This is a genomic window from Corynebacterium evansiae (assembly GCF_027570065.1).
Lineage (GTDB): Bacteria > Actinomycetota > Actinomycetes > Mycobacteriales > Mycobacteriaceae > Corynebacterium > Corynebacterium evansiae.
The window spans coordinates 139,776-152,818 of the sequence record NZ_JAKMUT010000006.1; the positions used below are offsets into that span (position 1 = coordinate 139,776).

The following is a 13,043-nucleotide window of genomic DNA, read 5'->3' on the forward strand; positions in this document are numbered from 1 at the left end:
CTCTACAGTTCGCTTGACGGGGTTCGTCTTAGGCGCCCAGCATTGCCTGGCCACACACGCGGACAACGTTGCCGGTGACAGCCTGGGAAGCCGGAGCTGCGAAGTAGGCGATGGTCTCGGCGACGTCCACGGTCTCGCCACCCTGCTGCAGGGAGGACAGCAGACGGCCACCGACGCGGGTGCCGAACGGGATGGCGGCGGTCATCTGGGTCTCGATGAAGCCCGGAGCCACAGCGTTGACGGTGATGCCACGGTCAGCCAGCTTCTCGGAGAAGGAATCCACGAAGCCGATCACGCCGGCCTTGGTGGCGCCGTAGTTGGTCTGGCCACGGTTACCGGCGATACCGGCGATGGAAGCCACGCCGATGACACGGCCGTTGTCGGCCAGGCCACCGTTATCCAGCAGCTTCTCGGTGATGCGCACCGGCGCAGCCAGGTTGACGGCGATGACGGAATCCCAACGGCCCTCATCCATGTTGGCCAGCAGCTTATCGCGGGTGATGCCGGCGTTGTGGACGATGATGTCAATCGGGCCGCCGTGGCGAGCCTCCGCGTGCTCCTTCAGCTTCTCAGCGGCATCATCGGCGGTGACGTCCAGTGGCAGGGCAGTGCCGCCAACCTTGTTGGCGGTCTCTGCCAGGCCCTCGCCAGCCTGCGGAACGTCCACGCAGATGACCTTCGCACCGTCGCGAGCCAGCACCTCTGCAATGGTGGCGCCGATGCCGCGGGCAGCGCCGGTGACCACGGCGATCTTGCCCTCGGAAGGCTTATCCCAGTTGGCCGGGGCGGTCGCGGACTGGGCGTCAACACGAATAACCTGAGCGTCCACGAAGGCCGACTTGGCGGACAGGACGAAGCGCAGGGTGGACTCCAGGCCAGCGAGGTCGGCGGAAGCGTCCGGGGCGGTGTACACCAGCTGGACCGTGGCGCCGCGCAGCAGCTCCTTACCGACGGAGCGGGTGAAGCCCTCCAGGGCACGCTGAGCGATGCGCTCGTCAGCGTTGTCAATCAGCTCCGGGGTGGTGCCGATGACCAGCAGGCGAGCGCAGGGCTGCAGCTGGCGCATGACCGGGTGGAAGAAGTCGTACAGCTGGCGGAGGTCTTCCGGCTTGGTGATGCCGGTGGCGTCAAAAACCAGACCGGCGTACTTGTTATCGCCAGCGGAGGTAGAGACCTTGTAGTCGTCGGCGAGCAGCTCCTCGATGCGGCCAACCAGGCGACCGGAACCGCCCAGCAGAACACGGCCGTCCAGTGCGGGCTCGCCCTCCTTGTAACGACGCAGCTTCGTCGGTACCGGCAGGCCAGCCTGCTTGGAGATCTTCTTGCCGAGGTCCGAGTTGATGAACTTCAGGTATGCATCCTGGTTTTCAGGCACTAGCTTTAACTCCTCATGTCTATATTTTCGCCACAGTGGGTGGCAATTCGGCGCGAAATATACAAGTCTTGTTGGCGATACGCACACGCGCGTTGCCGAGACAATGTATGTTCTCATGTATAACCATACGGTGTGATCGAGCACACCGTGTAGGAATACGTTCTTTCAATTCACATTCTTCGATGGAGTGACACAAAAATATGACTAACGGAGCACCCCGCAAGGTCGCCATCCTGGGCGGCAACCGCATCCCGTTCGCCCGTTCCAACAAGGAGTACGCGAACGCGTCTAACCAAGACATGCTGACCGCCGCCATCGATGGCCTGGTCGCACGCTACGGCCTGCAGGGCGAGGAGCTGGGCCAGGTCGTCGCCGGCGCCGTTCTGAAGCACTCCCGCGACTTCAACCTGACTCGCGAGACCGTCCTCGGTTCCGCACTGTCCTCCACCACCCCGGCCTTCGACCTGCAGATGGCCTGCGGCACCGGCCTGGCTGCCCTTGTACAGGTTGCAGACGCAATCGCCCTGGGCCGCATCGAGTCCGGCATCGGCGGCGGCGTGGACACCACCTCCGACGCACCGCTGGCTGTTAACGATCAGCTGCGGAAGACCCTGATCAAGCTGAACAACGCGAAGACCACCACCGACCGCCTGAAGCTCGTCGGCCAGATCCGCCCCTCTCAGCTAGCCCCGGAGCAGCCGAACAACGGCGAGCCCCGCACCGGCCTTTCCATGGGTGACCACGCGGCCATCACCGCCCGCGAATTCGGCCTGACCCGCGAGGAGCAGGACCAGCTGGCAGCCGAGTCCCACCAGAAGCTGGCCAAGGCATACGACGAGGGCTTCTTCGAGGACCTCATCACCCCGTACCTGGGCGTGCAGCGCGATACCAACCTGCGCCCGGACTCCAACGTGGAGAAGCTGGCCAAGCTGAAGCCGGTCTTCGGCAAGAAGGATGCCGAGCAGCACGGCACCAAGGCCACCATGACCGCCGGTAACTCCACCCCGCTGACCGACGGTGCTTCCGCAGTCCTGATCTCCTCCGAGGAGTGGGCCGCAGAGCACAACATCCCGGTCAAGGCATACCTGGTGGACTCCGAGGTTGCTTCTGTGGACTTCATCAACGGCCGCGACGGCATGACCCCGGACGGCCTGCTGATGTCCCCGACCTACGCGGTTGCGCGCCTGCTGAAGCGCAACAACCTCACCCTGCAGGACTTCGACTTCTACGAGATCCACGAGGCCTTCGCCTCCCAGACCTGCGCCACCCTGAAGGCTTGGGAGTCCGACGAGTACTGCCGCGAGCGCCTGGGCCTGGATGGCGCCCTGGGCGCCATCGACCGCGCGAAGCTGAACGTTAAGGGCTCCTCCCTGGCTGCTGGCCACCCGTTCGCCGCTACCGGCGGCCGCATCATCGCCACCGCTGCGAAGGTGCTGGAGGAAAACGGCGGCGGACGCACCCTGGTTTCCATCTGTGCTGCAGGTGGTCAGGGTATCGTCGCCATCATCGAGCGCTAAAGCGCCGCTAGCCGCTAGCTGCTAGTTAGCTGCTAGCTTCTAGCGGCCAGCGGCCGCGAGCCGCCGGCCGCTAGAACACCTTCGACAGATCGGTCTTGTACACCACCGCGTTGTAGCTGTGCCACGAGGTGGCCACCCAGTACAAGTCCCCATCGGTCTGGTGTGGGTACATATACCCGCCGTAGATATCCGGCACCTGGGCCCTGGAGATCAGCGTTTTCGCGCTGCTCCAGGGCCCTTCTGGGCTATCGGCCTGGCGCAGCACCATTCCTTGAGTGGATTCGTACAGTGCCAACCACTTGCCGAGGTGCTCGTTGTACTGCACGGATAGCTCGGAGACCCGCCCGTCGAGCACCGGCTTTGCGGCGTCCATGCGGGAGGTCCAGCCGCTGCCGTCCCAGTACTCTGCAGAGCTGAAATCGGGGAACTCTGCCTCGCTAATGCGTGCCAAGCGCGCCTGGCCGGAGCGCCCCGACGGGGTGCCGTAGACGTACACGTAGCCGTCGTCGCCCGCAGCGGAGCCCTCCGGTGCCTTGGCGAAGGCGGTCATCTGGAAGTAGTCGTTGCCACGGCTGTGTGCTGGCAAGTCCGGCAGGCGGCTGTCCTTAGAAGCCACGGAGCTGGTGCGGTAGGAGTCCGGCACCACGGAGAAAGTCTTCCCGCCATCTGTGGATTTCGCCGTCGCGGCGTAGTTCGTACGCCACTGTCCCGGGCGCCCCCAGTCGCGCACGGACATGAAGTCCACGTACTGCGCACCATTTACCTCGATGCCTGCGGTCGGGATGATGGTCTTTTCCACACCGTCGATCTTTAGAGATTCAGGCAGGAACTCCTCGGAGTCCGCCCCCGTAGCAGGACCACCCAAGTGGATGCCGTTGGAGGGATCCATATCGTCGGTTTCGTACAGAGCATTGGAGTGCCAGCCGTTGTTTCCGGCACCGCAGCGGAAGGAATCACCGAACGCTGCCAGTACGCGCCCATCGCCGGAATCCCACATGATGCCCAGGTCTGTGGAGCTCAAACCCGTCTTGTCGGTGCGGTCGGGGCTGAAGCGGCCGGTGAGCATGTGCATTGCCTCGGTATTACCGGTGACCTTCGGCATGCCCTCGGGCTTGCCGGTCAGCCACTGTGGTTGGCCAAGGCTACCGGCTAGCGACCCGGTGCTGCTGGCGGCCAACCCATCGCTGGTGGTGGGAGCGTAGGTCCAGCATGGATCCGCCGCGGCGTGCCCCGTAGACAGGGCGGTCACGGCGGTGGCGGTGGCCAGGATCGAACCGGCGGTCAGGGTAGCGGCAAGCGAGCGGCGAGAGGCGGGAATCTTATGCATGCAAGTTATATTTGCATACAGTGCCCTGCGGCGCCCGCCGAGCTCCGCTATATTCTCGGCTATGGCTAATTCCTCTCGCATTGCTTCCATCGCCGTCGCTGCTGTTCTTACTCTGTCCAGCGCTGCGGGTATCGCTGGCGCCGCGGACGCTGATTCCGCACCCGAGACCCTCCAGCCTCTGCCGACCGTTGAGACCCCCAAGGCTCCTGCGTCGAGCGGCCTGGGCAGCTCTTCGCGCGTGCCGAAGGCCTGCCAGAAGCTGGACCAGCAAATCGAAGAGGTCCGTAAGCAGTGGGACGAAGCAGTCGCCGAGCAGGATATCTACAAGGCCAACGGCCTGCGCATGGAGTTCGGCAACCTTGCCGCCAGCTACTACCAGTGCCGCCTGGCCGGAAACACTCTGGTCGGCTCGCTCTAGGCGCTAGCATGGCCTCATGATCACAATTGGGCTGACTGGTGGAATCGGATCGGGCAAGTCAACCGTCTCTTCGCGGTTGGCGGAGCTCGGTGCTTTTATTGTTGACGCCGACCTGGTGGCGCGCGAGATCGTCGAACCAGGTCAGCCAGCATTGGCCGAGCTGGCGGAGGCCTTTGACGGGGTGCTGAACCCCGACGGCACGTTAAACCGGGCGGAGCTGGCCCGGCAGGCCTTTGCCACGCCGGAGGCGACGGAGAAGCTGAACGCGATCACCCACCCGCGCATCCGCGCCCGCACCGAGGAACTGTTTAAGCAGGGGAGGGAGTCCGGCGCGCAGGTGCTCGTCTACGACATGCCGCTGCTCATCGAAAACGGTGAGGTGGACAAGGTCGATCACGTGTTGGTGGTGGATGCTCCCGACGAGCTGCGCATCGACCGGTTAGTGCAGCACCGTGGTTTGGACGAGGATGACGCCCGCCGCCGAATTGCCGCCCAGATCGACCGCGCGACCCGCCTCAATGTGGCAGACACGGTTCTGGATAACTCCGGAACCGTGGAACAGCTACTCGAGCAGGTCGACGACTTCTGGGCCGGCCTCTAGAGCCCTACCAGAAGCGGGGGATGCCAGCGCCGAAGATCGGCGGCAGACCGTCAGCCACAACTGTCTCCGGGAAAATGAATAGCCCCACCGCGTCGCGGTAACGGGAGGTGCGCTCCTTGGCCAGGTTTCGCTGCTGCACGGGATCGGACTTGGAGGCCAGGCCGTAGACAGTGGTGCGCGGTCCGAAAGCAATGCGGTAGTCGCTTACGCCACGGTGCAGGTGGCTATCAGTAGTGGCGATCACCAGCTCGCGCGGCAGCGGATTGCCGTGGGGAGCGTTCTTGGCCTGCTCGTTCATCTTTCCGAACACCTTCGCGCTGTGCCACGCATTGCTGATGGTGGACCAGGAGTTGCCCTCCACGTGGATGCGCTGCGGGGAGATTCCGGCGCGGACAAGCCACCGCTTCATCGATTCGGCCTCCACGTGCCCGTGCTCGGTCTTGCCGCCGGAGGTGATGATCGGGCTGGCTGGGTGCTTCAACGCATAATCGCGGGCAACCTCCAAGCGGCGCTGCAGGTTGGGGTGCACGGAACCATCCGCGTTTAGCCCGTTACCCAGCACCACTACGGTTGCACGCGGGCTGGTGGCCTTGCAAGGAGCCTTCACAGGAGCCTCCAAGACCTTCAGGATGTGGCTGACCTCGGTGCGCCGGGCGGGGGAGAGCCGATCCAACGCCGGGCGTGGATTCTGGTTCAGATACTGGGCAGCGATGGCGGCCGCGGAGTAGGCGTCATCAACAGTACGAGCAGTACGCGCACCGCTGGGGCCTACCGGCAACAGCTCGCCAGGAATAACGACGGTGTTGGGGCCGATCGGCGCAGAACCGGCAACGATCGGCGGGACGGCGGGCACAGACGGTGCAGGTGCGGCGACGGCAGAGGGGGTAGCCAAGAGTGAAAGAGCGATGACAGGGGCGATAGCGGCGCGAGTGCGGGAGGAAAGCTTCATGTGACTTACCTTAGAGCGGCACCGGCAAAGGCGCTGGGCAGCCGGGGCGAAGGGGGTTGTCCGGGGCGGCAAGTAGACTGGTGCGCATGGCCTTTGCAGCAGAACGTCCCGAATTGTCGTACTCCGAGTTCCGCCCCGTGGGGGAGGTCGAACGCTCGAATGCGAAGTTCGAAGTCATCAGCGACTACAAGCCCGCCGGCGACCAGCCGAAGGCGATCGAAGAGCTGCACCAGCGCCTTAACCGCGGCGAACGCGACGTGGTGCTGATGGGTGCCACCGGTACGGGTAAGTCTGCGACGGCCGCCTGGCTGATCGAGAAGGAACAGCGCCCCACCCTCGTGATGGCGCCGAATAAGACGCTGGCCGCCCAGCTGGCCAACGAACTGCGCAGCCTGCTGCCGAACAACGCGGTGGAGTACTTCGTCTCCTACTACGACTACTACCAACCGGAGGCGTATATCGCGCAGACGGATACGTACATCGAGAAGGACTCGTCGATCAACGAAGACGTGGAGCGCCTGCGCCACTCCGCGACCTCCGCGCTGCTGTCGCGCCGGGACGTGGTGGTTGTGTCCTCGGTCTCCTGCATCTACGGCCTCGGCACTCCGCAGTCCTACCTGGACCGTTCTGTGGTCTTGAAGGTCGACGAGGAGGTCGAGCGCGATCGGTTCCTGCGTCTGCTGGTGGATATCCAATACTCCCGCAACGACGTCGCCTTTACCCGCGGCACGTTCCGCGTGAAGGGCGACACGGTGGACATCATTCCGGCCTACGAGGAGCTGGCGGTGCGCGTGGAGTTCTTCGGCGATGACATCGATGCGCTGTACTACATCCACCCGCTGACTGGCGACGTGATTCGCCAGGTCGACGAACTGCGCATTTTCCCGGCCACCCACTATGTGGCCGGCCCGGAGCGCATGGAAAAGGCGATGCAGGCCATCAAGGAAGAACTGGCACAGCGTCTGGAGGAGCTGGAAAACCGCGGCAAACTGCTGGAGGCCCAACGCCTGCGCATGCGCACCGAATATGACCTGGAGATGATCCAGCAGGTGGGCTTCACCAGTGGCATCGAGAACTACTCCCGCCACATCGACGGCCGCGCCGCCGGTTCCGCGCCCGCCACCCTGATCGATTACTTTCCCGAGGACTTCCTCACCATCATCGACGAGTCCCACGTGACTGTCCCGCAGATCGGCGGCATGTTCGAAGGCGATATGTCTCGCAAGCGCAACCTGGTGGAGCACGGCTTCCGCCTACCGAGCGCGCTGGATAACCGCCCGCTGACGTGGGAGGAGTTCGACGACCGCAAGGGCCAGTGCGTCTACATGTCCGCCACTCCCGGCGATTACGAGATCGCCGCAGCCCAGGGCGAGTACGTCGAACAGGTCATTCGCCCGACCGGCCTGGTAGATCCGAAGGTGGAGGTACGCCCGACCGAAGGCCAGATCGACGACCTGATCGAACAGATCCGCCAGCGCACCGAGAAGAACGAGCGAGTGCTGGTCACCACCCTGACCAAGCGCATGGCCGAGGACCTCACCGACTACCTGCTGGAGCACGGCGTGAAGGTCCGCTACATGCACTCCGACATCGATACCCTCAAGCGCGTGGAGCTGCTCCGCCAGCTGCGCCTGGGCGAGTTCGACGTGCTCGTGGGCATCAACCTGCTGCGTGAAGGCCTTGACCTGCCGGAGGTCTCGCTGGTGGCGATCCTGGATGCGGACAAGGAGGGCTTCCTGCGCTCCGAACGCTCGCTGATCCAGACCATCGGCCGTGCAGCCCGTAACGTCTCCGGCGAGGTCATCATGTACGCCGACAAGGTCACCGACTCGATGCAGTACGCCATCGACGAGACCGAGCGCCGCCGCGCCAAGCAGATCGCCTACAACGAAGAGCACGGCATTGACCCGCAGCCTTTGCGCAAGAAGATCGCCGATATCTTGGACCAGGTCGCGGAGCTCGAAGCGGAGTCTGGTGCGGACGCCGCAGGCGGCGCCGGCGCCGACTCCAGTTCCGGCGGGCGAGGTGAATCGCCCGAGGCCGACTGGGCGCTGGTGCGCGGTTCCAGCGACGAACCCATGGCACGCCCGCAGCTGGAGAAGCTGATCCAGGAGATGACAGAGCAGATGAAGTCCGCGGCGAAGGAGCTGAAGTTCGAGCTCGCCGGCCGCCTCCGCGACGAAATCGCGGACCTAAAAAAGGAACTCCGGGGCATGATCGAAGCTGGGTTGTAATATTAGAGTTATGTACAACACAGTCGTGGTCGGAACCGATGGGTCGGAATCTTCTTTTCTAGCAGTGCGACGCGCCGCGGGCGTAGCCGCCGCCATGGACGCGGAGCTCGTCCTGGCCAGCGCGTATGTGGGGGAGCACGCGGATACCGCGACTAAGCAGACCACTGCGGTGGACGGGGAGATGTCTGCGGCTGAGGTGTTGGCGTCCGCACGAAAAGAGGCCGAAGGCGAGGGGGCCAAGAAGGTCCGCGCGGTGCTGAAGGAAGGCGACCCGGTGGAGGCGCTGATGAGCATCGTCAAGAGCGAGGAGGCGGACCTGCTGGTCGTCGGCAACCGTGGCATTAACTCGCTGACCGGGCGCCTGCTGGGCAGCGTGCCTGCCGATGCGGCGCGCCAGGCGGAGTGCGACGTGATGATCGTCCACACCGTCGGCACCAGGGACTAGCCCTTCCTGATCCGCGCTAGCCCCGGCTAATCCCAGGGCAACGGGCGGGCATGTACGACCGTCAGGCCCTGGGTGGCGCGAGTCATGGCCACGTAGAGGTCGTTGAGCCCCTGGGGGGAGCTCTCCACAATGTCCGCCGGCTCGACCAAGATCACCTCGTCGAACTCCAGCCCCTTCGCGGCGGCGGTATCCACAAGCACAACCTCCGCGCCCGCTTTGTCCGTCATGGACTCGCTCTGTTCCGCTACTTGCTCCGTCACAACGTCCTCTAGGCGCGCAGGGTCCGCAGTAATCACACCGATCAGGCCAGCTTCACCCGTGAGTTCCCGGGCCTGCTCGACCGCGGCCTGAACCTTTGAACCAAGATCGGCGCCCTCAACCGGCACGTACCGCACCCCGGTGCCCGATTCGCGCAGGGCTAGGGGAGAAGGCTGGGAGGGGTCGATCTCGTGCAACAGTGGCGCGGCTAGGTCCGCAATGTCCTTCGGGGTGCGGTAGTTCACCGTCAGCTGGTGCAGCTGCCAGCGGTCGGCCACGAAGGGGGAGAGCGCCTCCGCCCAGCTATCCACCCCGCCTGGATTGCCGGTCTGCGCCGGGTCGCCCACCAAAGTCATCCACTTATTCGGCGAGCGGCGGAACACCATCCGCCAGGCCATCTCGCTGAGCTCTTGGGCCTCGTCCACAATCACGTGCCCGAACGCCCACCGGCTATCGGCTGCCGCGCGTTCGGCAGTCGTGCGGTGGTCGCGGACTCGCTGGCGGGCGGCCAGCGTTTCGGCGTCGATAACGTCGTAGGCCATCAGCACTTCGGGCGCGAAGCCATCGTCCAGGTCCTGGCTGGCCGAGCCGGTCAGGATGTCCAGTGCCTCCTGCGCCTCGGTGATCTTCTCCAACCACTGCTCGCGCTCCTCGGCGGCGGTCTCCTCGTCGGAGACATAGCCCAGCATGTCGATTAGTTCGTCGATGAGTGGCGCGTCGGCGTCAGTCCATTCACCGCTGGAGTGGGCGGCCAGGCCGCGCCACGTGTCCTCGTCGTAGTCGACGGCGATGGCCGCCGGGTCCGCGTATAGCCGTTCCAGCACCTGGGTGGGGCGCAGCTCGGGCCAGAATTGCCCGAGTGCGTCCACGACTGCCGGATCCGCACCGAGTTCCTCGCGCAGGGTGGCGATGTCGCCCTTGCCCAGCAGGTTCTCGCCTCCCAGCGGGTCGGCGCCGATGCTCTCGCCCAGAGCCTCCGCCAGCGAATTCAGCCCGTGGTCCAGGAAGGCCGCCCTCGCATGGTTGTGCGGCTTGCGGGAGCGGCGCGCGCGAGTCCTGGCCGCCCGCACCATCTTCGGCGTGAGCTGCACGTTGAGCCCGTCGATGCTGATGTCGATGCTGTCTTCCGGCACGGTCTGGTACGTCTTGATCGCATCGCCCAGGATCGTCAGCATCTCCGCCGATCCCTTGACCTCGCGCGCCAGCAGGTTCGTTTCCGGCACGGTGTGCAAGTTCGGCAGCAGGGTGCCGGGGGTTGCCAGCACCACGCCGGTTTCGCCCAGCGAAGGCAGAACCTGCGAAATGTAGGAAAGGAAGCGGTCGTTAGGGCCGATGATCAGCACACCTGTGTTATCGAGTTGCTCGCGCCATGTGTACAGCAGGTACGCTGCCCGGTGCAGCGCCACGGCCGTCTTGCCGGTTCCAGGCGCTCCCTGAACCACGGTCACGCCACGGTGTGCCGCGCGGATGATCGCGTCCTGCTCCGCCGCGATCGTCTCTACGATGTCCTGCATATACGCGGTGCGCGCCCTATTGACGGCATCGAGTAGCGCTTCTTCTTTGGCGACGCCACCTCGCGGCCCAGTACCTACCGCATCGGTCGGTCCTGCCGTGGTGGATAGCTGTTCGTCTGCCACGCTGCGCACCGTCCGACCACGGGTGGTGATGTGCCGCCGCGTGTGTACCCCGTCGGGGCGTAGGGTGGTGGCCAGGTAGAAGGGGCGGGCCAGGGGAGCACGCCAGTCCATCAGCAGGGTCCGCATCTGCTCGTCGTCATCGTACAGGCCGATGCGCCCGATGTATCGGCGATCCAGGTGTTCGTTTCCGGGGACGGGGTTCTCCGCCTCCGCATCCTCCACGTCGATGCGCCCGAACATCAGGCCAACCTCTGCCGCGGAGTAGGAATCCAGGCGCTGAGCAATGTCGCGTGCCTCGCGGTCGCGCACCATCAAACCCTGTGGGTCGTCGATATCGGCCTCCAGGCGGACAGCCTTGAGCCGCTGTTCCAGCTTCTCGCGGGCCTGGTCTACCCGTTCTAGGAGGTCGTCGAGGTAGTGCTGCTCGGCAGCGATGTCGTCGGTGGGCGACAAGGTGGGTGGGGATTCCCTTCTGCGTGTGGGGTGTTAGGTATAGAGCACGCTAGTTTACTCCCTCCGCGATGCTTTCGATAGCAAAGAACCCCTGGTAGTTGAACTAACCAGGGGCTCGTAGTGCTTTTAGCTCTTACTTGAAGCGCTTTTGCGCCTGCTTCTGAGCCTTCTTTGCTCGCTTCTGGGCCTGCTTCTGCGCCTTCTGGGCGCGCTTGCGGGACCTCTTGGTGGCCTTCTGAACGTCCTTCTTCAGGTCCTCGGCGTCAAAGTCGTCCCATGCATCCTGCGCCTTGGCAGCAGCGGACTGTGCGTAGTCGGAAGCCTGGTCGCCGAACTCAGCTGCGCGCTCGCGCAGGTTCTCGGCTGCTTCCTTCCACTCATCCTGGTGCTCGTCAACGTAGTCGGCAACCTTATCCTGCACCTGGCCAGCAACCTCCTTCGTCTTGGCGAAGAAGCCCTGGGCCTGGTCGGAAGCGTTAGCGGCGAAAGCCTTGGACTGGGTCTGAGCATTCTCCAGCATCTTCTGCTGCTCAGTCTTGCCCGGCATTGCCTGCTGCGCACGCCACTTCAGGCCCGGCTTGCCGGCGGTATCTGCAGAGGTGATGACCAGGCCACCCAGCAGCGCCAGGTCGGTGACCAGGCCGCGGATCTCCTCCTTACGCTCCGCACCATTGGACGCATTCCAGAATGCGTGGCGGGACAGCGCGGTCGGGATCTGCACGGCAGCCAGGGTAGCGGCGGCCAGGCGCGGAGCCTTACCGGTGGCCAGCAGGGCGGAGGCGACGACCTTGGTGGTGCCGACCACGCGCACGGTGGTCTCGGCATCGTCGGGAATCAGGCCGGCCTTATCCTGCGGCAGTACGGAACGCAGGGTGCCGTTGATAGCCTTTGCGTCTTCTGCATACTCGTTGCTGTTCAGCAGCATCTGGGCGCCGTCAACGGCGAAAGCGGAAGCCAGCAGCGGGCGGGCAAGGGTACGGAACATTTGGGTCTACACACTCCTCTTTAGTTGGTGGCACGACCCTTGACTGCGTTTAGTCGTGCTCGAACAATCTCCCAGGTTACCTGAATCAACCTCACCGGGAGTGGGGTCCGGGGCTACCTACCAGCCTCGCGTGGCCCACTCATCGACCTTGCCCTTTTCCTCCCCAACGGAGGTGGAATCGCCGTGGCCAGGGTGAATTCGGGTTTCTTCAGGAAGGGTGAAGATTCTGTCGCGCACGTCACCCAGGAGCTGTTGGAACTGCTCGGGGTTGTTTGTTTTTCCGACGCCACCGGGGAAAACACTGTCACCCACCCACGCTCGTGGCACGCGCCCGTCGGCCAGATCCAGCACTGCCAAGCCGCCCGGGGTGTGGCCGCGCAGCTCGACTACCTGCAGACCCAGCCCCGGCAGCTGTGCACCAGCTAGGTCCAGCGGCTCCCGCTCACCTTCGTCGTTTCCGTACACCCGATCCGGCGCCACGGGCAGCGCCTCGGCATCCAGGCGCGGTCCATGGTGGCGGGCGCCTGTCGCCTTCAGCACGTCCGCCAGCGCGCGAGTGTGGTCTGCATGCTGGTGGGTAGTAAGCACATCGGTGATGCGTACACCCAGCTGTTCGGCTAGGCCCAGCAGGTGTTCTGCATCGTCGGCGGCATCCACCAGCAGCGCTTCATCGCCCCGGCACAACAACCAACAATTGTTGTCCATAGAACCCACGGTCGTCACTGCGTACGTATGGGCGTCAGAACTAAGAACCTGCACGTCGCGCGGTGCGGAAAGATGGCTAAATTCGGTAACTTGCTGCATGGCACCACACTAGCGGTGTCCGGGCGATGGCGTAGACTAG

General features: G+C 64.4%; 11 protein-coding genes. 5 read left to right on the plus strand and 6 right to left on the minus strand.

The window, feature by feature from the left end; translation table 11 throughout:
• Nucleotides 1-28: 28 nt before the first annotated feature.
• The gene (locus L8V00_RS07720) at nucleotides 29-1,375 is read right to left on the minus strand and encodes a 3-oxoacyl-ACP reductase (RefSeq protein WP_269944683.1); all 1,347 of its coding nucleotides are present in this window, start codon (nucleotides 1,373-1,375) and stop codon (nucleotides 29-31) included.
• A gap of 200 nt (nucleotides 1,376-1,575) precedes the next feature.
• Between L8V00_RS07720 and L8V00_RS07725 the strand changes: the two genes are divergently transcribed.
• A complete protein-coding gene (locus tag L8V00_RS07725) occupies nucleotides 1,576-2,892 on the plus strand; it encodes an acetyl-CoA C-acetyltransferase (RefSeq protein ID WP_034985060.1) in 1,317 nt (438 codons plus the stop codon).
• Nucleotides 2,893-2,962: 70 nt separating this feature from the next.
• Here the strand turns inward: L8V00_RS07725 and L8V00_RS07730 are convergent, their stop codons facing one another.
• Complete coding sequence (locus L8V00_RS07730; RefSeq protein WP_070489108.1) at nucleotides 2,963-4,219, minus strand: DUF4185 domain-containing protein; 1,257 nt, start codon at nucleotides 4,217-4,219, stop codon at nucleotides 2,963-2,965.
• A 61-nt stretch (nucleotides 4,220-4,280) separates the two neighbouring features.
• Here L8V00_RS07730 and L8V00_RS07735 point away from each other — a divergent pair, with 61 nt between their 5' ends.
• Together L8V00_RS07735 and coaE are read left to right on the plus strand one after the other, a co-directional pair.
• The gene (locus L8V00_RS07735; protein WP_070489111.1) at nucleotides 4,281-4,637 is read left to right on the plus strand and encodes a hypothetical protein; all 357 of its coding nucleotides are present in this window, start codon (nucleotides 4,281-4,283) and stop codon (nucleotides 4,635-4,637) included.
• 16 nt (nucleotides 4,638-4,653) lie between these two features.
• Entirely contained in the window at nucleotides 4,654-5,238 is a 585-nt protein-coding gene (coaE, locus tag L8V00_RS07740) for a dephospho-CoA kinase (protein WP_070489113.1), read from the plus strand.
• A gap of 4 nt (nucleotides 5,239-5,242) precedes the next feature.
• Here the strand turns inward: coaE and L8V00_RS07745 are convergent, their stop codons facing one another.
• Nucleotides 5,243-6,187 (minus strand): YdcF family protein, encoded by a 945-nt coding sequence (locus L8V00_RS07745; RefSeq protein WP_070489116.1) that lies wholly within the window; start codon nucleotides 6,185-6,187, stop codon nucleotides 5,243-5,245.
• Between the two features lie 86 nt (nucleotides 6,188-6,273).
• Between L8V00_RS07745 and uvrB the strand changes: the two genes are divergently transcribed.
• Nucleotides 6,274-8,421, plus strand: coding sequence for an excinuclease ABC subunit UvrB (uvrB, locus tag L8V00_RS07750; protein WP_070489119.1), 2,148 nt, complete (start codon nucleotides 6,274-6,276; stop codon nucleotides 8,419-8,421).
• A gap of 10 nt (nucleotides 8,422-8,431) precedes the next feature.
• Complete coding sequence (locus L8V00_RS07755) at nucleotides 8,432-8,866, plus strand: universal stress protein (RefSeq protein WP_005295751.1); 435 nt, start codon at nucleotides 8,432-8,434, stop codon at nucleotides 8,864-8,866.
• Nucleotides 8,867-8,892: 26 nt separating this feature from the next.
• Here the strand turns inward: L8V00_RS07755 and L8V00_RS07760 are convergent, their stop codons facing one another.
• From L8V00_RS07760 to L8V00_RS07770, 3 genes are all read right to left on the minus strand, one after another.
• Nucleotides 8,893-11,214: a HelD family protein gene (locus L8V00_RS07760; RefSeq protein WP_269944684.1), complete on the minus strand. Its 2,322-nt coding sequence runs from the start codon at nucleotides 11,212-11,214 to the stop codon at nucleotides 8,893-8,895.
• A gap of 133 nt (nucleotides 11,215-11,347) precedes the next feature.
• Complete coding sequence (locus L8V00_RS07765; RefSeq protein ID WP_070489128.1) at nucleotides 11,348-12,199, minus strand: DoxX family protein; 852 nt, start codon at nucleotides 12,197-12,199, stop codon at nucleotides 11,348-11,350.
• Between the two features lie 117 nt (nucleotides 12,200-12,316).
• Nucleotides 12,317-13,003: an MBL fold metallo-hydrolase gene (locus L8V00_RS07770; RefSeq protein ID WP_269944685.1), complete on the minus strand. Its 687-nt coding sequence runs from the start codon at nucleotides 13,001-13,003 to the stop codon at nucleotides 12,317-12,319.
• Between the last annotated feature and the right edge of the window lie 40 nt (nucleotides 13,004-13,043).

What these genes read in the sequence shown, in the direction of transcription:
- uvrB (WP_070489119.1), top strand. Translation starts at nt 6,274, where the DNA reads ATGGCCTTTGCAGCAGAACGTCCCGAATTGTCGTACTCCGAGTTCCGC.
- L8V00_RS07745 (WP_070489116.1), bottom strand. Translation starts at nt 6,187, where the DNA reads ATGAAGCTTTCCTCCCGCACTCGCGCCGCTATCGCCCCTGTCATCGCT.
- L8V00_RS07735 (WP_070489111.1), top strand. Translation starts at nt 4,281, where the DNA reads ATGGCTAATTCCTCTCGCATTGCTTCCATCGCCGTCGCTGCTGTTCTT.
- coaE (WP_070489113.1), top strand. Translation starts at nt 4,654, where the DNA reads ATGATCACAATTGGGCTGACTGGTGGAATCGGATCGGGCAAGTCAACC.
- L8V00_RS07770 (WP_269944685.1), bottom strand. Translation starts at nt 13,003, where the DNA reads ATGCAGCAAGTTACCGAATTTAGCCATCTTTCCGCACCGCGCGACGTG.
- L8V00_RS07725 (WP_034985060.1), top strand. Translation starts at nt 1,576, where the DNA reads ATGACTAACGGAGCACCCCGCAAGGTCGCCATCCTGGGCGGCAACCGC.
- L8V00_RS07765 (WP_070489128.1), bottom strand. Translation starts at nt 12,199, where the DNA reads ATGTTCCGTACCCTTGCCCGCCCGCTGCTGGCTTCCGCTTTCGCCGTT.
- L8V00_RS07730 (WP_070489108.1), bottom strand. Translation starts at nt 4,219, where the DNA reads ATGCATAAGATTCCCGCCTCTCGCCGCTCGCTTGCCGCTACCCTGACC.
- L8V00_RS07755 (WP_005295751.1), top strand. Translation starts at nt 8,432, where the DNA reads ATGTACAACACAGTCGTGGTCGGAACCGATGGGTCGGAATCTTCTTTT.